This is a genomic window from Glycomyces sp. MUSA5-2, from assembly GCF_037034145.1.
Classification (GTDB): Bacteria; Actinomycetota; Actinomycetes; order Mycobacteriales; family Micromonosporaceae; genus Glycomyces; species Glycomyces artemisiae.
This window is the reverse complement of sequence record NZ_JBAGKG010000008.1, coordinates 95368-114102: the sequence shown is the minus strand read 5'-3', so window position 1 is coordinate 114102 and position 18735 is coordinate 95368. Positions and strand designations below refer to the sequence as shown.

Genomic DNA, 18735 nt, shown 5'->3' with positions numbered 1-18735 from the left:
ATGAACACCACGGAATGGATCCGCGGCCACGCCGGGCCCCTCGGGGACCCGGGGCCGATCGTCGCGGCGGCGAAGGCGGCCTCGGTGGTCGGCATCGGCGAGAACACCCGCGAGGCGGCCGAGATCGACCGGTACCGGGTCGGCATTATTAAGGCGCTGGTCGAGGAGGCGGGGTACCGGATCATCGTGATCCCCGACAGCGCGAACGTCGCCGAGCGGATGGACGCGTACGTGCTCGGGCGGCGCTCGGACCTGGACGAGGTGGTGCGGTCGGGCTGGCTGCCGAACCGCACCGAGTCGACGGCGGAACTGCTGTCGTGGGTGCGGGCGTTCAACGAGCGCCGGGACGTGTCGCCGGTGCGGTTCGCGGGCAACGGTCCCGCGCAGGCCGAGCCCGAGGACTACGACCGGGTGGTCGCGGCGGTCGACGCCGGGACGGCGGCGGTGCTGCGGGAGCGGTACGAGGTCATCAGGACCGCGCACGACTTCAACGAGCACCTCCAGATCCACCAGGGGGTGCATCCGGGCCGCCCTTTCGCGGAGCTCGCGGGCGAGGCGCTGGAGCTGGTGCGGGCGGCGGCGCCCGGGCAGGGCACCGTAGACCTGGCCGAGCGGATCGTCTCGTTCCATGCGAACTCGGTGGCGGCGAAGCACGACTTCGCGGCGACGTCGAGGGGCATCGCCGAGCGGATCGCGAACGTGCACGAGGAGTCCGGGCAGAAGGTCGTCTACTTCGACGGCTTCGCACTGACCGGGGTGGTGCCCGATGCGGAGGTCGCGCTGAAGGCGGGCACCCGGTTCGCGACGGCCGGGAGCCTGCTGCGGGAGCGGTTCGGCGACGGGTACGTGTCGGTCCTGCTGGCGTTCGGGCACGGGGTGATCCGCGGCGGCATGCGCATCCCCGAACCGCGAGAGGGCCTGGTGGAGCGGGCGCTGTTCGACAGCGGCGTCGACGGGGCGCTGCTGCCGCTGCGGGAGGACGGCTGGCCGGGCGGCCCGGTGCGGCTGCGGATCATCGCGGGGGTCTACGACCCGGCCGCCGACGGCGATCACTCGATGGAGATCCCGGACCTGGCCGGGGCGGTGGACTATCTGGGGTTCGTCCGGACGATCACGCAGACGCGGCCGCTGCCGGGCGTGGTGGACGGCGTGACCGCCGGGGAAGGGAGGTCGTGACCACTGGGAATGGATTGTCGGATCGGGGAGACCGGAAGGGAAGGAGAGGGTTCGGCCCCGGGATGACAGGGGTCTTGTCCCCCGTGCGAGCTACGCGGAATTGTCAACTTCGCGGGGATTCGGGCGGGCGTGCCGGTCCGTAGCGTTCAGGGCAGCCGCGGCGCCCCCGCTGCGGATCTGCGAAGGAGTGCTCATGAGACTGGTATGGCAGCTCTTGGCGGTCGCGCTGATCGCCTTCCTCGGCGGTCAGGGCCTGAACGCCACCGACGGGAGTCCGTGGCTGCAACTGGCGATCGGCCTGGCGACCGCGGTGGTCGCGGTGGTCGTGTACCGGTGGGTGGTCGCGAAGACCGAGCGGCGCACGGTCGTCGAACTCGGGCGGCCGCGCGCGGTCGGCGGGACGGCGCTGGGGACGCTGCTGGGCGTGGCGATGTTCGGGTTCGTCATCGCGAACATCGCGTTCCTCGGGCACTACACGGTGGACGGCCTCGGATCGCCGGAGGGCGCGATCGGACTGGTCGGGTTCATGGCCGCGGCGGCCGTCACTGAGGAGCTGCTGTACCGCGGGGTGCTGCTGCGGATCGTCGAGGGCTGGTTCGGGACGTGGATCGCGCTCGGCTCCACGAGCGTCCTGTTCGGCCTGTCGCACCTGCTCAACCCGAACGCGACCCTGTGGGGCGCCATCGCGATCGCGATCGAGGCGGGCGGGATGCTCGGCGCGGCGTACATCGCCACGCGGCGACTGTGGCTGCCTATCGGGCTCCACTTCGGATGGAACATCGCGGCGTCGGCGATCTTCAGCACCGAGGTCTCGGGGAACGGGACCCCGCAGGGGCTCCTGGACGCCGCGACCTCCGGCCCGATCGCGATCAGCGGCGGCGACTTCGGCCCCGAGGGCAGCGGGTACGCGGTGTTCGCGGGCACGGTGCTCACCATCGTGTTCCTGTGGATCGCGAAGCGCCGCGGCACCATCGTGCCGATGCGCCGCCGCGACCGCGCCCAGGCCGCCGCCGCTACACTGCCCCGGTGATGCGATCCCTCCCGGACCGGTGGCGCCGCCTCGACGTCGCGGTCCGGGACCTCCCCCTCGGGCTGCTGCTGGCGGCCCTGTCGTTCCTCCCGGTGCTCCGCGGCCACGAGACGCAGGTCGGCGACCTGCCGGGCCGGCCGCTCGACACGCTCGGGTTCGCGATCCTCGCGCTCGAATGCCTGCCCCTCGCTCTGCGCAGGCGCCTGCCGGGCGTGAGTCTCGGGCTGGTCGCGCTCGGGTTCGTCCTCGCGTCGCTCGGGAGCTACCACACGGTCGCGGGCACGGCCCTGGCGATCGCGCTGCTGAGCGCGGGCGCGCATCTGGAGCGGTTCCGGCGCACCGCGATCGGGGTGCTCACGATCGTCTACGTGGCCCTGGCGTTCGCGCTCGCGGGGCTCGGGTCGACCGAGGGCGTCGGCGGGTTCGCGACGTTCTACGTGATGCTGGCGGTGACGTGGGGCGTCGGGGCGTGGCTGCGGTCGACGCGGGCGGCCGAGGCCGAGCGGCGCCGCCATGTCGCGGCGGAGACGCGGGCCGCGGAGCGGACGCGGATCGCGCGAGAGCTCCACGACGTGGTCACGCACCACGTGACCGCGATGGTCGTGCAGGCGGAGGCGGCCCGGTACCTCACGGCCGCACCGGAACGCCTCGACCAGGCGCTCGAAGCGGTCGGCGAGACCGGCCGCCGCGCCGTCACCGACCTGCGGCACCTCCTCGACCTCCTCGAACCGGGCCGCGGGGCCGAGCCGCGCACGCCGCCCGTGGGCAGGCTCCTCACGCTCGTGGAGCAGACGCGGCAGGCCGGGCAGCCGGTCGAGTTCACCGAGGAGGGCACGCCCGCGGCGTCCACCGGCAGCGCCGACCTCGTCGCGTATCGGATCGTCCAAGAGGGATTGACGAACGCGCTCAAGCACGCCCGCAGCAGCCCGACGCGGGTCCTGGTGCGCCACCGGGACAGCGACATCACGGTGGAGGTGGCGACGGGCCGGTCCGGTCCGGGCCCGGCCGCGCAAGGCTCCGGGCGGGGTCTGGCGGGGCTGCGGGAGCGGGTGGACCTCCTCGGCGGGGACTTCGACGCGGGCGAGACCGAGGGCGGGTTCGCGATCCGGGCGCGCATCCCGGCAAGGGGCGCTTCGTGACCGCGCCGATCCGGGTCCTCGTGTGCGACGACCAGATGCTCATCCGCACCGGCCTGGTCACGATCATCGACGCGCAGCCGGACCTGGCGGTCGCGGGCGAGTGCGGCGACGGGCAGTCCGCGGTGGACCTGGCGCGGCGGCTGCGGCCCGACGTGGTCCTCATGGACGTGCGCATGCCCGTCCTCGACGGCATCGAGGCGACCAGGCTCCTCGCGGGCGCGGCGGTCGAGGACCCGGTCAAGGTCCTGGTGGTGACCACGTTCAACCTCGACGAGTACGTGTACGAGGCCCTGCGGGCGGGCGCGAGCGGGTTCCTCCTCAAGGACGCCCCGCCCGCCCAACTGCTGCAAGGCATCCGGACCGTCGCCACTGGCGCGGCCCTCCTCGACCCGGAGGTGACCCGCGCGCTCGTCGGCAGGTACGCGGCCCGCATCCGCCCCGCAGGCGGGCCCGCGGACATCCCGCTGACCCCGCGCGAGCTGGAGGTGCTGCGGCTCATCGCCGACGGCCGCTCCAACAGCGAGATCGCCGCGGCCCTGGTCATCAGCCCCGAGACGGTGAAGACGTTCGTCTCCCGCATCCTCGCCAAGCTCGGCCTGCGCGACCGCGTGCAGGCCGTGGTCTACGCCTACCGGCACGGCCTCGCCGCCTGAAGCGGCTACCAGCGGATGTGGATCGGGGTCTGCGGAGGCCCTTCGGCGAGCAACCGGCGCACCAGGTCGGGCAGGCCGCGCGGGAGGATGCGCACCGGGGCGGCGTCCATGGCGTCGGGGTCGAGCCACGCGTGCGGCGTGGCCGCCGGGGTGCGGGCGGCGTCGGTGCGCAGCAGGAAGAATACGTCGTCGGCGGCGACGAACTCGCCCGTCGCGATGCGCTGCTGGAGGCTGTAGCAGGTGGCGACCGGGGTGCCGAGTTCGCTTGGGGCCGTCTGGAAATCGAGTTCCTCGGCGAGCTCGCGGGCGGCGGCCTCGGCGGGGGTCTCTCCGGGTTCGATCGCGCCGCCGGGGGTGTGGAAGTAGCGGTCGCCGACGTCGCGGATCTTCGCGGGCCGGTCCAGGAGCAGCACGCGGCCGTGGTGGTCGAGGAGCACGGCGCGGGCGGTCTTGCGGCGGATCGTGGTGCGGCCGCCGGACTCGGTCTCGACCGGGGCACTGTATTCCAAGGCGCGATCCGGTGCGGGTTCGGCCGCGGTCGGTCGCGGCACTTCTGCGATGGTCATGGGACTCAGCGTAAACGCGGTGTCCGACATGCGCTTGTTCGAACCGCGGCGTCCGATTGCGCGGGGTCCGCGACACGCGGCGCGCGGCGGCACTCGATGGACCGTCCGGCGTAGCCTGTGCTGTCGAGCACCGTCCCGTCCGGAAAGGCCGATCCATGAGCGAGTTCCTGCTGTCGGTGTTCGGCGTCGCGTTCAACACCGCGGCGGTCGCGTACGTCGCGACCCGGCTGCTCGACGTGCGGTACACGCTGTGGCGCCTGGTCGTGGTCTCGGTGTGCGGCTACGGCGTCATGCAGTACGGGCTCCTCCCGTCCCTCCTGGCGCCCTTCCGGTTCCGCGAGCCCACCGCGGAAGAGATGCCAGGGACGTTCGCGGTGTGGGTCCTCGCGCTCGTCACCGCGCCCGTGATCGCGATGATCCTGCTGGTGATCTGGGAGGCCGTGATCCCCACGGGCGCGGTGCCGCCCGCGCGCACCTGGTTCAAGGGACTGCGCACCCGGACGCGGCGGACCCGCCGGTACCTCCAGATCCTCGCCATCGCGGCCCGCCACGGCCTCATCGGGCTGCTGCGCGGCAGGCGGCTGGCGGCCCAGGATGCCGAGATGGCGCGGGCGCTGCGGCGCGCGCTCGACGACGCCGGCGTCACGTTCGTGAAGCTCGGGCAGATCCTCTCGACCCGCCGCGACCTCCTTCCGGCCGTGTACATCGCGGAGCTGTCGAAGCTCCAGGACCAGGCCGCGCCGGTCCCCGGGACGAGCGCCGTGCGCCTGGTCGAGGCCGCCGCGGGGGCGCCGATCGGCGAGGTGTTCGCGGAGTTCGACCCCGAACCCGTTGCGGCGGCGTCGATCGCGCAGGTCCACACCGCGGTCCTCCACGGCGGCGAGGCCGTCGTGGTGAAGGTGCGGCGGCCCGGCGCTGACGTCACCGTGGAGCGCGACCTCGACATCATCCGGCGCCTCGCGCGCAGCCTCGACCGCCACACTTCCTGGGGCCGTTCGATGGACGTGCTCGGGCTGGCCGCCGGGTTCGCCGAGGCGCTCCGCGAGGAGGTCGACTTCACCGTGGAGGCCCGCAACCTCGCGCAGGTCGCCGCCGCGCACGACCGGCGGCAGGCGGAGGTGCGGGTGCCGCGGCCCTACGCGGACCTCTCCGACGAGCAGGTGCTCGTCATGGAGCGCCTGCCGGGCGTCCCGCTCGCTTCTGCGTCGCTCGCGGACCGGGGCCTCGACGGGCGCGTACTGGCCGCAGCACTCCTGCGGGAGCTGCTGGACGAGATCATGGTCGACGGGATCTTCCACGCCGACCCGCACCCGGGGAACCTCATGCTCCTGGACGACGACCGGATCGGCCTCATCGACTACGGGTCGGTCGGGCGCCTCGACCGGGAGCTGCGCGCCTCGTTCGAGGCGATCCTCCAGGCCGTGGACCGCCAGGACGGGCCCGCGCTCGCCGACGCCCTCGTCGGCGTCTCCAGCCGCCCCGACGAGCTCGACCAGACCGGGTTCGAGCGGGCCCTCGGCTCGTTCATGGCCCGCCACCTCGTGCCCGGCGCGGCCCCGGGCATCCGCATGTTCACCGAGCTGTTCCGCATCATCGCCAAGTACCGCATCGTGATCCCGCCCGAGCTCGCCGCCGTGTTCCGCACGCTCGCCACCCTCGAAGGGTGCCTCACCGCGATCGACCCGGGCTTCGACCTCATCGCCGAAGCCCGCGACGTCGGCCAGCGCTACGCCGAGCGGCGCCTGCGCCCCGCCGCAGTGCAGGACCTCGTCATCGAGGAGGTCCACGACCTGCTCCCGGTGCTGCGGAAGCTCCCGCGGCGGTTCGACCGGCTCCTGGCGTCCGTCGAGTCGGGGCAGCTGTCGGTGAACTTCCGGCTCTTCGCGAAGTCGGAGGACCGCCGCACGGTGACCGCGTGGCTGCACCAGGTGCTCCTGACGGTCCTCGCGGCGGCCTCCGGGGTGATGGCGGTGATGCTGCTGGGCAACGAGTCCGGGCCGATGCTGACCGCGACGTTCACACTGTTCCAATTCTTCGGGCTCTCGCTGCTGCTCATCGCGTCGGTGATGGCGCTGCGGGTGCTGGCGGACATCTTCACGAAGCGCTCGCGCGAGGACTAGGCCCCTCCCGCGGACGGGAGGGGCCGGCCGGGCGGGCGGTCACCAGTTGTCGTTCTGGACGTCGTGCGGGGCGGGGTCGCCCTTGCCGTGCTCGACGAGCGCCTTGAGGCTCAGGAGGAACACGGCCCACTTGGTGGAGCAGTGGTGCATGAACTCGATCGGCTCGGCCCAGCCCTCGTGCTTGAACAGGACGATCCCCCAGCCGTTCTCGTCGCGCAGGTCCCAGTGGACGCGGGTGCCGATCCACTCGGGGGTCCCGCCGACCACCTCCCAGAGGACGCGCTTGCCGGGCTCGGATTCGAGGACGCGCATGTCGAAGCCGCCTGCGGGGAAGCGGAAGGCGATCACGCCGCCGGGCTCGGTGGAGCCGGTGGTGTCCTCGGTCCACCAGCCGCGCAGGCCGTCGATCGTGGCGAGGGCCTCGTAGACGTCGTCGGCGGTGCGGCCTTCGGCGGCGATGCGGTGCAGGATGTCGACCATGGTCTTACTCCTTTTCGGTGCGTTCGGTTTCGGTGTCGGGTTCGCCGGTGCGCTGGATGGTCTCGGCGATGCGCTTGATGCGGTCGAGTCGCGAGTCCCATGCGGAGCCCACGGCGTTGAGCTGGGCGACGGCGCGCGCGAGCTGCGCTTCGTCGACGCGGTAGCGGCGTTCGCGGCCCGCGGCGGCGCCGTGCACGAGGCCGGCCCTGTCGAGGACGGCGAGGTGCTTGGCGACGGCCTGGCGGGTCACCGGGAGCTGCTCGCTGAGGCTGGTGGCGGTGCCGGAGCCCTCGGCGAGGAGCCGGTCGATCATGCGGCGGCGGGTCGGGTCGCCGACCGCCGACCACAGGTCGTCGTCGACGGCGGTGCTCATCGCGCGGCCTTCGCAACCGCCGCGGGCAGCCGCGGGACGAAGAAGTCCCAGCCCCGGACGTGGGCCGCGTACTCCTCGGCGGCGACGGCCTCGGCCCAGCCGCGCTCGCGGAAACCGGTCTCGGTCATGCGCAGGAGGGTCCCGGCGCCGACGGGTTCGAGCTCGAACGTGACGAGGAACGAGTTCCCCTTCGCGGCCTCCTCGCCTTCGGCGTGCGTCCACCGGAACGCGAACATCCGCGGCGGTGCTGCGTCCACCACCGTGAACTGCTCCCACTGCACGGTCCCGTCGCCCTGCCGGAATCCGATCCGCCCGGCCTTCCCGGGGACCGCCTCGTATTCGGCCTCGTCGGGCCACCAGTCCTTCACGTGCTCGGGGTCGCTGACCACCTGGAAGACGACCTCCGGCGTCGCGTCGATCCGGATCTCCCGCTCGATCGTGCCGTACTCCTCGTTCATGTCCTTCTCCTAACGTGCAACCTTTGGTTGCCTTTCAAGATAGCAGGGGTTCGCACAACGCGCAACGTTTTGTTGCATATTTTTCGCGAGGGCTACTTCCGCGGGTGGTCCGCGGTGCACCAGACCTCGGCGTCGGCGATGAACGCGCTGGACATCGGCCCGGCCTCGTCCACCCGCGGCCCGCCGGGCAGCGGCTCGCCGCCGACGGCGATCACCGCCTCGCGGCACGGGATCCAGACCGTCGAGAGGATATGCGGGACCCCGCCCAGGTCGTAGTCGTCCTTGCGGGTCAGGTACCGCTCGATCGGCCCGGAGATCGCGACCGACACGTCGTCGGCCGCGGCCGTCAGGCCCGTGGCGAGGTCGAGGTCGAAGGACACCTCGGCCGTCGTGAACTCCGGCTCCGACCAGGCGATGTCCCCGGTCAGCTTGATGTACCGGTTGAACTCCGTCCCCAGCCAGCGCCCCAGCTCCGGGTCGGGCCCGATGATCCGAACCCGGCCGGGCACGGCGAGCACCAGCGCGTGCCCGGGGCCGCGCACCGACCAGTCCACCCGCCACACCGAGGCGTACGCGACCGCCCGCCCGCCGTCGAACACCGTCGCGCACGGGTTGGCGCCCATGAGAAGCAGGGTCATGGGGCCACGATAGACCGGGCGGCCGGCCAGCACGCGCCCGCTTCAGTAGGGTGGCCGTTGTGGCGAATGAATCGATGCGGCAGAACTGGACCGACGGGGCCTCCTGGTGGGTGAAGAACGAGGCGGTGTTCGACGCGGTGTTCGCGCCGGTGACCGCCGCGATCATGGAGCGGGCGCGGCCGGAGGCCGGGCAGCGGGTACTCGACGTGGGCTGCGGGAGCGGGACGCTGCTGGAGCGGAGCGTCGCGGCCGGGGCTTCGGCTGCGGGCGTTGACATCTCGGAGGGGATGGCCGCGGCGGCGAGGCGGCGCGTGCCCGAGGCGGCCGTGGTCGTCGCCGACGCGCAGACCGCCGACCTCCTCGCCGAACTCCCCGGCGACCCGTTCGACCTGGTCGTCTCCCGGTTCGGGGTCATGTTCTTCGACGACCCCGAGGCCGCGTTCGCGAATATCCGCAAGGCGACCGCGCCCGGGGCGCGGCTCGTGTTCGCGTGCTGGCGGAGCGCGGCCGAGAACCCCATGTTCGGCATGGGGTCGAGCGTCCTCAGCGCGCGGCTCGACCCGCCGCCCGGACCCGAGGAGCCCGGCGCGCCCGGGCCGACCGCGTTCGCCGACCGCGAGCGGCTCGCCGCGATCCTCGAAGACGCCGGATGGGTGCCGCGGATCGAGGCGTTCGACTTCACGGTCGACTACGGCTACAACGGGACCGACGGCGTCGAGGAACGGCTCACCAGCGTCGAGAGCGGCGGCGTCGGGCGCATGGCCCGCGAGCAGCTGGTCCCCCGCATCGGCGAGGACGGCTGGGCCGCGCTCCTCGACGAGGTGCGCTCCGAGCTGCGGCGCCACCTCGTGGACGGCGTGCTGCGCTTCCCCGGCGCCGTGTGGCTGGTCGACGCGGTCAACCCCGACTGAACCTGCGATGAGAGCCGAACCCCTTGAGCACCAATAGACCCACGTGGGTCGCCGTCGCGGCCCTCGTCGGCGCGACCTTGTTCTGGGCCGGGAACTACGTGATCGGCCAGCGCGCCGTCGAGGCGATCGACCCGCTCAGCCTGGTGCTGCTGCGCTGGGCGCTCGCGTTCGTGCCGCTGCTGGTGATCGCGCAGCTCGTGGAGCGGCCGCGCTGGCGGGAGGTCGCGCGGGCGTGGCCGTGGCTGCTCGCGTTGAGCGCCTTCGGGATCGTGGGCTACAACCTGCCGCTGTACGCGGCGCTGGAGCACACCGACGCGTTCAGCGCGTCGCTGGTGAACGCGTTCAATCCGGCGCTCATCACGCTCGCGGCGGCGGTGTTCCTGTGCGAGCGGCTGACGCCGCTGTCGGTGGGCGGGGTGCTCATCGCGCTCGCGGGGGTGCTCGTGGTGCTCAGCGACGGGGACCTGGGATCGCTGTTCCACGGCGGGTTCGGGACCGGCGAGCTGCTCATGCTGGTGGCGATCACCGCGTGGACGGCGTACACGGTCCTGGGGCGGCGGGCGCCGCGGCTGCCGCCGGTGACGTCGACCGCGGTCCAGTCGGGGGTGGCGGTGGTCGTACTGGCGCCGTTCAGCCTTGCGTCGGGCGGGCCGGCATGGCCGGGGACGGGGGCGGCGCTGGGGTCGCTGGTGTTCATCGTGGTGTTCCCGTCGGTGCTGTCGTACCTGCTGTGGAACCATGCGCTGACGGTGGTCCCGCCGGGCCGGGCGGGCGTGTTCCTCAACCTGATCACGGTGTTCACGGCGGTGTTCACGATCCTCGCGGGCGAGCCGTGGACGGCGGCGCAGGTGGCGGGCGGCGCGGTCGTCATCGGCGGCGTGGTGCTCACCAACTGGAAGGCGTTCCGCGGGACCGGGGCGGACTCCGGTCCCGCCGCGGGTCGCTACTCGGGCTCGCCGGGCATCGCGGAGGGGTCGAAGGCGAGGAGCTCCCACGAGTGACCGTCGGGGTCGTCGACGGCGCGGTTGTAGAGCCAGCCCATGTCCTGGGCGGGGCGCGGCTCGGTGCCGCCCGCGGCGAGCGCGGCCTCGACGAGCCGGTCGACCTCCGCCTTGGACTCGACGCTGAGGGCGTTGATGACCTCGACCGGGCCAGAGGCGATCTCGCGCTTGGTGAACCCGGAGAACTGCTCGTGGGTCATGAGCTGCAAGGCGATCGCGTCGCTGAGGACGACCTGCGCGGAGGTCTCGTCGGTGAACTGCGGGTTGAGGGTGCCGCCGAGGGCGAGGTAGAACGCCTTGGACGCTTCGAGGTCGGCGGCGGGGAGGTTGAGGTAGATCTGGGTGAACGCCATGACGGCCTCCTTGACTCGTTTCGGCCGGTCGTTCCGGCCTGATACGAATCTAAGGCCGCACCTGGGCGCCCGTCTTGTACAGAAGCGACAGCATCTCGTCGGGGTCGGGTTTCTGGAGCTGGGTGGCCTTGCGGCCGACGAAGCGGGTCATGGACCGGGCGAGGTGGGGCTGGTCGTGGTAGCCGACGAGGTGGACGACCTCGGCCGCGGGAGTGCCCGCCTGGAGGAGCATCGCGGCCTGGCGGGCGCGCTCGATCTGGCGGATGGCCCCTTGGGTGAGGCCGGTGGCGGCGGCGACGCGGCGCTGCACGGACCGGGGCGTGACCAGCAGGGGCGTGTCCCCGGCGAGGACGTCGGCGACGAGCGGGTCGCGCACGAGGAGCCCGGCGCGGACGAGCCGTTCGGCGAAGGTCTCGGCGTTCCCGTAGGCGGGGATCTCCCATTCGGCGCCTTCGAGGACGAACGTGCGGTCGGTGGCGTGCGGGCTGTCGACGCTGGTGTCGACGAGGGCGCCGACGGGAAGGTGCCGCAGGTGGGCGCCGTGGCTGAAGATCATGCCGATGGCGCCGTCCATGCCGCCGCCCATGGGGACGACGGTGGGGCGGGTCTCGGGGCCGCGCACGGACACGCTGGTGACGCCCTCGGCGGTCCACGCGATGAGCTCCCAGTTGGAGTTCGCGACGGACACCATGCGGGTGGGCGCGGGCGCGCCGGGTTCCACCCGGTAGACGCGCTCGACGTACGGGGAGTCCGAGGGCCGGTGTTCGAGCCCGGGGATCGGCGGGTCCTGAGCCACGTTCCCGATGCTACCGGCGTTCGTCAGCTCCCGTTGATGCGCGAGGCGGCGGTCAGGTCGAGGAGCCACTGCGGGACCTCGGAGTCCGGGAAGCCGCCCGCGAGCGCCTCCAGCTCGTCGTGCTCGACGGACCCTCCGCCGCGCTTGAGGAAGCGGGTGCGCACGTACGCCTGGGCGTAGAGGGTGTCGCCGGAGCGGAAGGTCTGCTCGATGTAGCCCCAGCGGTCGTCGAAGCCGAGCACGCGGGTGTGGACCTCGAACCGCTGCCACGGCTGGAGGGACTTGCGGTAGGTGATGGTCTGCCCGGCGACCACCGGGTACCAGCCCGCGTCCCGCATCTTCTTGAGGAACCCGGCGCGGTGCATGAGGTCGAGGCGGCCCACGTCCATGATCGTCAGGTACCGGCCGTTGGTCATGTGCCCCAAGGGGTCGAGGTCCGTGGGGACGACCCGGAACGGCGTCACGGCGGTGTCCCACAGCCCGATCGGCCCCCGGCGGCGGGCGCGCAGCCACAGGTTCAGCAGCCGGAAGTACAGGTTCACGAGCGCACCGCCGTCGAGAGGAGGACCGATAAGTTACCCGAGGGTAGCAAAGCTAGATCGCACGGTCGCCCCAGGCGGCGGATTCGCCCGCGGGGGCGACGGCCTGCGGGACCCGCCACGGGTTGTCGTCGCGGAGGGCCGGCGGGAGGGCCTCGGCGGGGGCGTTCTGGTAGGCGACGGCGCGCACGAAGCGCTTGATGGCGGCGGTGCCGACGCTGGTGCCGCCGGAGGTCGTGGCGGGCCAGGGGCCGCCGTGCTGCATCGCGGGGGTGACGGCGACGCCGGTGGGCCAGCCGTCGAACAGGACGCGGCCCGCGCGGCGGGCGGCGGTGCGGACGAGGGCGGTGACATCGTCGCCGTCGGCCCGGTGGACCGCGACGGTGAGCTCCCCTTCGAAGAGGGTGTCGAGCAGTTCGGCGTAGTCGGTGCCTTCGGGGGACTCGACGAGGATCGTGAGCGGGCCGAAGCACTCCCCCAGGAGCGCATCCGGGTGGGGCCGGAAGTCGGCGAGCGGGACGGCCGCGATCGTGGGCGTGACCCAGCCCTGGCCGTCCTCGTCGATGCGGACCGAGCCGGGGGCGACGAGGCGCACGCCCGCGGCCGACAGGATCGCCTCGCGGCGGTGGAGGTAGCCGTCGGCGATGCGCGGGTCGAGCATCCGCTGCTCCTCGGCCGCGACGGCGGCCGTGATCTCCTTGTCGAGGCCGTGGTCGGCGGGGAGGAACACCAGGCCGGGCTTGGTGCACAGCTGTCCGGCGGAGCCGCCGACGCTCGCGGCGAGGCCCGCGGCGAACTCGGGGCCGCGCTCGGCGATGGCCGCGGGGGTCGCGAAGACCGGGTTGACGGAGCCGAGCTCGCCGTAGAACGGGATCGGTGCGGGGCGCGCGGCGGCGATGTCGGCGAGGAGGCGGCCCGCGCGCAGCGACCCGGTGAAGGACGCGGCCTTCACCAAGGGGTGCTTCAGCATCGCGGTGCCCTCGTCCTGGCCTTCGATGAGCTGCAAGGTGCCCGCGGGCAGCCCGGCGGCGGCGAGGGCCGCGGCGCCGACCTCGGCGGTGCGGCGGGACAGGCGCGGGTGGCCCGGGTGGGCCTTGACGATGACGGGGTTGCCCGCGGCGAGCGCCGATGCGGTGTCGCCCCCGGCGACGGAGAACGCGAACGGGAAGTTCCCGGCCGCGAAGTTGAGGACCGGGCCGATCGGTTCGTTGCCGCTGCGCACGTCGGGGCGCGGCCCGAGCGCGAACTCCGGGTCGGCGCGGTCGATCCGCACGTCGAGGTACGCGCCGTCCAGGATCGTGTCGGCGAACAGCCGCAGCTGCACGGCGGTGCGCTTGAGCTCGCCGCGCAGGCGGGCCTCGGCGAGCCCGGTCTCCTCCATCGCCAGCGCGATGAGCTCCTCGGCGTTCTTGGTGAGCGCGTCGGCGAAGACCACCAGTGCCTTGGCGCGCACGGCGGGCGGGACGTCGGCGAGCGCGCGGGCGGCCGCGTCGGCGGTCCTTGCAACGGTGTCGATGCTGGTCGTCATCTGCTCTCCTAGAACTGGAATCCGGTCGGGAACGGGTCGGTCGGGTCGAGCATGTACTGGGCCGTGCCGGTGATCCAGGCGCGGCCGGTCACCGTGGGGACCACGGCGGGCCGGTCCCCCACGGTGGTCTCGCGGACGAGCCGCCCGATGAAGCGCGAGCCGATGAACGACTCGTTCACGAAGTCGGTGTCGAGGTCGAGTTCCCCGCGGGCCCACAGTTCAGCCATGCGCGCGGACGTGCCGGTGCCGCAGGGGGACCGGTCGAACCAGCCGGGGTGGATCGCCATGGCGTGGCGCGAGTGCTTCGCGTCGGAGCCGGGGGCGATGAACTCGACGTGGTGGCAGTGGTCGAGGCCCGTGATCTCGGGGTGGAGCGGCGGGGCGGTCGTGTTGATCGCGTCCATGATCGCGAGCCCGGCCTTGAGGATGTCCTGCTGGCGGGCCCGGTCGAAGGGCAGGCCGACGGCGTCGAGGTCGACCATGGCGTAGAAGTTGCCGCCGAAGGCCATCGAGTAGGGGACGGTGCCGTACCCGGGGACCTCGACAGCAGCGTCGAGGGTGTCGACGTAGCTGGGGACGTTCTCGATGGTGACCGAGGCGGCGCGGCCGTCCTCGACGGCGACGCGGGCGGTGACGGGCCCGGCGGGGGTGTCGAGGCGGATCTCCGTGACCGGTTCGGTCACGGGGACCATGCCGGTCTCGACGAGGACGGTGGCGACGCCGATGGTGCCGTGCCCGCACATGGGCAGGCACCCGGAGACCTCGATGTAGACGACGCCCCAGTCGCAGTCGGGGCGGGTGGAGGGCTGGAGGATCGCGCCGCTCATCGCGGCGTGGCCGCGCGGCTCGTTCATGAGGAACAGCCGCAGGTCGTCGAGGTGCTCGATGAAGTGGAGGCGCTTGTCGTTCATGGTGGCGCCGGGGATGACGCCGACGCCGCCGGTGACGACCCTGGTGGGCATGCCCTCGGTGTGGGAGTCGACGGCGCTGATGACGCGGTTCGTTCGCATGTTCGTCCTTCCGCTGGGGCGCCCTGTACGGCAGTGTGCACCGTACAGGGCGCGGGGCGTCACCGCGAGGCGGCGAAGTCCAGGGCGCGGCGGGTGTCGCGCACGACCTGGTCGTGCTGGGCCTGGGAGAGGGGGCCGCGCGGCGGGCGGGTGGCGCCGCCGTACGAGTGCCCGGCGATGTCCATCGACAGCTTGATGGCCTGCACGAACTCGGTCTTGGAGTCCCAGCGGAACACCGGGACGAGCCCTGAGTAGAGGTGGCGGGCCTCCTCGATGCGGCCTTCCTGCACGAGCGTGTAGATCTCGACGGCCTCGGCGGGGAACGCGTTGGGGTACCCGGCGAACCAGCCGGTGGCCCCGACGACGAGAGACTCGAAGAGGAGGTCGTCGGCCCCGGCGATGACGTCGATGCCGCAGCGCTCCTTGATTTCGAGGACGCGGCGCACGTCGGTGGAGAACTCCTTGATCGCCACGACGTTCTCCAGCTCGTAGAGCTCGGCGACGAGGTCGGGGACCAGGTCGACCTTGGTGTCGATCGGGTTGTTGTACATCATGATCGGCAGCCCGACCTCGTTGACCTTGGCGTAGTGCTCCAGGACCTCGCCGCGGTTGGCGCGGTAGATCGTGGGCGGCAGGAGGAGCACGCCGTCGGCGCCGTCCTCCTTGGCGTACTCGGCCCACTGGACGGCCTGGTGCCAGCCGACGCCGTGGACGCCCGCGACGACGAGGCCGCGGTCCCCGACGGTCTCGACGGCGACCTGGACGACCTTGCGCCGCTCCTCGTCGGTGAGCGAGGAGTACTCGCCGAGGGACCCGTTCGGGCCGACGCCGCGGCAGCCGTTGCGCATGAGGAAGTCGCAGTGCTCGGCGAACCTGTCGTAGTCGACGGCGAGGCCGCCCGGCGCCTTCGGGTCCTCCTTGAAGGCGAGGGTGGTGGCGACGATGACGCCTCCGAGGTCGAAGTTCTTGCTAGACATGGGTGTCCTTCCCACAGGTGGTGGCCGGCGCGGCGAGGTCGCCGAGCCTGATGGGCGCGGCCAGGGGCCGCCGGTCGGTGGTGTCCTCGGCGCGGGCGGGGTCTGCGCCGGTGAGCTCCTCCACGGTGCGTCCGCACATGCGTGCCTGGCAGATGCCCAGTCCCGCACGGGAGGTGAGCTTCAGGGAGCGCAGTGAGGCCTGGTCCGTCGCGGCCGCCGCGTCGCGGAGGGGCCCGTAAGCGACCTCTTCGCAGCGGCAGACGACGGTGTCGTCGCGAAGCCACGACGTCCACCCGCGGCGGATGCCGTGGGCGGCGTCGATGCGACGCGCGAAATCGGTGGTGGCGGTGCGCCGCTTCAGGTCCGCGGCGGCGGCGGGGGCTCCCGCGGCGCGGGCCCCGGCGATGCGGCCTTCGACCAGCGCCGCGTCGACGCCGCCGATGCCGGTGATCTCCCCTGCGGCGTAGACGGATTCGACGCTGGTGCGCTGGTCGGCGTCGACGGCGACGAAGCGGTCGGGGCCGATGCGGCACCCGGCGGCGATCGGCAGTTCGAGGCGGGGCGTGAACCCGTGGGAGACGCAGACGGCGTCGGCCGCGAGGGTCCGCTCGGTGCCCGGGATCGGCGACCAGTCGGGGTTCAGGCGGGCGGTGACGACCTGTTCGACGCGGCCGTCGCCGCGGGCCTCGATGACGGCGCGGCCGAGCCGGTACGGGACGCGGCGGCCGAGGTGGTGCGCGGCGTACCCGGCGAGTTCGCCGCCCTTGCGGGCGGCGCCGAAGAGCCGCCAGGGCCGCGGGAGCCAGCCTCTGGCGAGCACGGCGGGGCGGGCGGCCTCGTAGACGCCGACCACGTGTGCGCCTGCGGCCGTGAGGGACTGGGCGACGGGGAGCAGGAACGGTCCGGCCCCGGCGACGACGGCGCGGCGGCCGACGGCGACGCGCTCGCCTTTCGCGAGCGCCTGGGCGGCCCCGGCGGAGAACACGCCGGGGAGGTTCCAGCCGGGGAACGGGAGCGTGCGGTCGTGGGCGCCCGTGGCGAGGACCAGCGCGTCGGGGGTGAACGTGCGGGCCGCGCGTCCGCCCGCGTCGGCGGGGCCGATCAGGACGTGGACGGCGATGCCGTCGGCGGTCTCGATGGCCCACACCTGGGCCTCGGTCACCACTTCGACGCCCGCGAGGCTGCCGCGGAGGCGGTCGAAGGCGGCCCAGCCGTGGTGGAGGCGGGCCTCGCGCTGCGCGGGTCGCTGCGGGGGCAGGTGGCGCCAGTACTGGCCGCCGAGGCCGTCCCCTGAGTCCAGGAGGGTGACGCGGGCGCCCGCGTCGCCCGCGGCGACCGCGGCCGAGAGCCCGGCCGGGCCCGCGCCGATGACGAGGACGTGGGTCATTGCGCTCCCTCCTGGTCGTTCGCAGTGGCGCTGTCGTCTTGCGTCGCAACGCTGTCGCCGTCGTTCGCGCGGCGCAGGCACAGCCGCACGTCGGATTCGCCGTTGACGGTGGCGATGCAGTCGAAGCACACGCCGATCCCGCAGAACACGCCGCGGCGGCGGCCCGCGGTCGTGGTGCGCCATTCGGTGGCGCCGTGCGCGAGGAGGACGCCCGCGATCGACTGGCCTTGCAGCCCTTCGATGCTCGTGCCGTCGACGGTGATGCGCAGCGGCTTCGGCTCGTCGGGGCGGATCGGGTCGGTCTCCCAAGGGACGATCGCGCTCATGCGGCGCCTCCCGTCAGATGGGCGGCCAGCGACGGCCGGGACGGCTGGAACGGGGCCGGGTCGAGCGCGGGCGCGGCCCCGGTGAGCTGGGCGCACAGGAGGTCGCCGGTGACGCCCGCGAGGCCGATCCCGGCGCCTTCGTGGCCGGTGGCGTACCAGAGCCCGAGGTGGCGGGGGTCCTCGCCGACGACCGGGAGGTGGTCGGGCACGTAGGGGCGGAAGCCGCCGTACGCGCGGATCACGGGCGTGCCCGCGAGGAACGGGAACAGCCGCAGCGCGCGCGCCGCGACCTCGGCGAGCACGTTGACGCGCAGCCGGTCGTCGAAGCCGATCTGCTGGCGGCTCGATCCGATGAGGACGGTCCCGCCGGGGGTGGACTCGACGACGCTGGAGGTCTGGAGGTCGGCGTCGGCGGACTGGGTGGCGCCGAAGTAGTCGCCGTCGTAGACCTTGTGGAACACGCGCTGGGCCATGCGGGCGGTCACCAGGACCATGCCGCGGCGGGGGCGCACCGGCAGGTCCGCGCCGAGGACTCCGGCGACCTCGCCGGACCAGGGCCCGGCCGCGACCACAACCGCCGACGTGCCGATGGTCTCGGCCGCGGTACGCACGCCGGTGATCCGCTCGCCGTCGCGGACGAGGCCGATCACCTCCTGGTGCGCGAGGACCCGGACTCCGGCGCGGCGCGCGGAGGCGAGGAGCGCCTCGGTGGCGACGACGGGCTGGAGCTGCGCGTCCTGCGGGTAGTGGACGGCGGCGGTGATGGCCGGGTTCAGGTGGGGCTCAAGGGAGAGCGCTTCGCCAGGCGTCAGGTGCGCGACCTCGACGCCCGCGGCGGCCTGGCCGTTCGCGAAGGCCCGCAGCGGTTCGGCGCCCTCCTCGGTCGTGGCGACCACGACGCCGCCCTTGCGGTCGTACTCGATGTCGGGGAACCCGGGACCGAGTTCGTCGGCGAGGGACGCGGCGAGGTGCGGCCAGTGGCCGGCGGCGAGCATCGCGAGGTCGAGCTCCGGGCCGGGGGCCTTGTCGGAGACGAGGAGGTTGCCCTCGCCGCGCGCGCTGGTGGCGCTGGCGGGGGCGCCGCGGTCGACGACGGCCACGCTCAGGCCCGTCCGGGCGAGCGCCCGCGCGCACGCGGCGCCGACGATGCCGGCGCCGATGACGACGACGTCTGCGTTCACGTTCCCTCCTTGTAATATGTCACATATTTCAACAGTGCCGGGCCGTCCTCTGTACACGACCCTGCACCGGAGTGCCGCCGCCGACAGGCGAAC

General features: G+C 73.1%; 21 protein-coding genes. 7 read left to right on the top strand and 14 right to left on the bottom strand.

All coding sequences use genetic code 11. The annotated features are described in order from the left end of the window. The 4 genes from WA640_RS22840 (at position 1) to WA640_RS22825 (ending at position 3998) form a co-directional block, all read left to right on the top strand. A complete protein-coding gene (locus WA640_RS22840; RefSeq protein WP_335990820.1) occupies positions 1–1176 on the top strand; it encodes an erythromycin esterase family protein in 1176 nt (391 codons plus the stop codon). A 193-nt stretch (positions 1177–1369) separates the two neighbouring features. Further along, entirely contained in the window at positions 1370–2206 is an 837-nt protein-coding gene (locus WA640_RS22835; protein WP_335990818.1) for a CPBP family intramembrane glutamic endopeptidase, read from the top strand. Then, on the top strand, positions 2206–3345 hold the full coding sequence (locus WA640_RS22830) for a sensor histidine kinase (RefSeq protein WP_335990968.1): 1140 nt from the start codon (positions 2206–2208) through the stop codon (positions 3343–3345). Before WA640_RS22835 ends, WA640_RS22830 begins: the two co-directional genes overlap by 1 nt. Next, entirely contained in the window at positions 3342–3998 is a 657-nt protein-coding gene (locus WA640_RS22825; protein WP_335990816.1) for a response regulator transcription factor, read from the top strand. The genes WA640_RS22830 and WA640_RS22825 overlap by 4 nt, the downstream gene beginning before the upstream one ends. Before the next feature lie 5 nt (positions 3999–4003). On the opposite strand, the gene WA640_RS22820 is transcribed toward WA640_RS22825, so the two are convergent. Beyond that, positions 4004–4564: an NUDIX domain-containing protein gene (locus WA640_RS22820; RefSeq protein ID WP_335990814.1), complete on the bottom strand. Its 561-nt coding sequence runs from the start codon at positions 4562–4564 to the stop codon at positions 4004–4006. A gap of 155 nt (positions 4565–4719) precedes the next feature. On the opposite strand from WA640_RS22820, the gene WA640_RS22815 reads away from it, so the two are divergent. Beyond that, positions 4720–6684 (top strand): ABC1 kinase family protein, encoded by a 1965-nt coding sequence (locus tag WA640_RS22815; RefSeq protein WP_335990812.1) that lies wholly within the window; start codon positions 4720–4722, stop codon positions 6682–6684. Positions 6685–6723: 39 nt separating this feature from the next. Here the strand turns inward: WA640_RS22815 and WA640_RS22810 are convergent, their stop codons facing one another. The 4 genes from WA640_RS22810 to WA640_RS22795 all read right to left on the bottom strand — a co-directional run bounded on the left by WA640_RS22810 (position 6724) and on the right by WA640_RS22795 (position 8633). After that, a complete protein-coding gene (locus WA640_RS22810) occupies positions 6724–7164 on the bottom strand; it encodes an SRPBCC family protein (RefSeq protein WP_335990811.1) in 441 nt (146 codons plus the stop codon). A 4-nt stretch (positions 7165–7168) separates the two neighbouring features. After that, positions 7169–7537, bottom strand: coding sequence for an ArsR/SmtB family transcription factor (locus WA640_RS22805; RefSeq protein WP_335990809.1), 369 nt, complete (start codon positions 7535–7537; stop codon positions 7169–7171). Then, a complete protein-coding gene (locus WA640_RS22800) occupies positions 7534–7995 on the bottom strand; it encodes an SRPBCC domain-containing protein (protein ID WP_335990808.1) in 462 nt (153 codons plus the stop codon). The genes WA640_RS22805 and WA640_RS22800 overlap by 4 nt, the downstream gene beginning before the upstream one ends. Before the next feature lie 92 nt (positions 7996–8087). Further along, positions 8088–8633: a hypothetical protein gene (locus WA640_RS22795; protein ID WP_335990806.1), complete on the bottom strand. Its 546-nt coding sequence runs from the start codon at positions 8631–8633 to the stop codon at positions 8088–8090. A gap of 59 nt (positions 8634–8692) precedes the next feature. On the opposite strand from WA640_RS22795, the gene WA640_RS22790 reads away from it, so the two are divergent. Further along, positions 8693–9544, top strand: coding sequence for a class I SAM-dependent methyltransferase (locus WA640_RS22790; protein ID WP_335990804.1), 852 nt, complete (start codon positions 8693–8695; stop codon positions 9542–9544). Between the two features lie 23 nt (positions 9545–9567). Continuing rightward, positions 9568–10545 carry a DMT family transporter gene (locus tag WA640_RS22785; RefSeq protein ID WP_335990803.1) on the top strand — a complete coding sequence of 326 codons (978 nt, stop codon included), beginning with the start codon at positions 9568–9570 and terminating at the stop codon, positions 10543–10545. Here WA640_RS22785 and WA640_RS22780 read toward each other — a convergent pair. The 9 genes from WA640_RS22780 to WA640_RS22740 are packed head-to-tail and all read right to left on the bottom strand — an operon-like array spanning position 10488 to position 18642. Further along, on the bottom strand, positions 10488–10898 hold the full coding sequence (locus tag WA640_RS22780; RefSeq protein ID WP_335990802.1) for a VOC family protein: 411 nt from the start codon (positions 10896–10898) through the stop codon (positions 10488–10490). The two genes, WA640_RS22785 and WA640_RS22780, sit on opposite strands and share 58 nt — an antisense overlap. Before the next feature lie 49 nt (positions 10899–10947). After that, on the bottom strand, positions 10948–11694 hold the full coding sequence (locus tag WA640_RS22775) for an AraC family transcriptional regulator (protein ID WP_335990800.1): 747 nt from the start codon (positions 11692–11694) through the stop codon (positions 10948–10950). A 23-nt stretch (positions 11695–11717) separates the two neighbouring features. Further along, positions 11718–12236, bottom strand: a complete 519-nt coding sequence (locus tag WA640_RS22770; protein WP_106366209.1) for an acyl-CoA thioesterase — start codon at positions 12234–12236, stop codon at positions 11718–11720. Between the two features lie 52 nt (positions 12237–12288). Continuing rightward, positions 12289–13761, bottom strand: a complete 1473-nt coding sequence (locus tag WA640_RS22765; RefSeq protein ID WP_335990796.1) for an aldehyde dehydrogenase (NADP(+)) — start codon at positions 13759–13761, stop codon at positions 12289–12291. Positions 13762–13769: 8 nt separating this feature from the next. Beyond that, entirely contained in the window at positions 13770–14771 is a 1002-nt protein-coding gene (locus WA640_RS22760; RefSeq protein WP_335990794.1) for a proline racemase family protein, read from the bottom strand. A 59-nt stretch (positions 14772–14830) separates the two neighbouring features. Beyond that, positions 14831–15748 carry a dihydrodipicolinate synthase family protein gene (locus tag WA640_RS22755; protein ID WP_335990792.1) on the bottom strand — a complete coding sequence of 306 codons (918 nt, stop codon included), beginning with the start codon at positions 15746–15748 and terminating at the stop codon, positions 14831–14833. Then, positions 15741–17135: an FAD-dependent oxidoreductase gene (locus tag WA640_RS22750; protein ID WP_335990791.1), complete on the bottom strand. Its 1395-nt coding sequence runs from the start codon at positions 17133–17135 to the stop codon at positions 15741–15743. Before WA640_RS22750 ends, WA640_RS22755 begins: the two co-directional genes overlap by 8 nt. Beyond that, complete coding sequence (locus WA640_RS22745) at positions 17132–17461, bottom strand: (2Fe-2S)-binding protein (RefSeq protein ID WP_335990790.1); 330 nt, start codon at positions 17459–17461, stop codon at positions 17132–17134. The genes WA640_RS22750 and WA640_RS22745 overlap by 4 nt, the downstream gene beginning before the upstream one ends. After that, a complete protein-coding gene (locus WA640_RS22740; protein WP_335990789.1) occupies positions 17458–18642 on the bottom strand; it encodes an NAD(P)/FAD-dependent oxidoreductase in 1185 nt (394 codons plus the stop codon). The genes WA640_RS22745 and WA640_RS22740 overlap by 4 nt, the downstream gene beginning before the upstream one ends. Between the last annotated feature and the right edge of the window lie 93 nt (positions 18643–18735).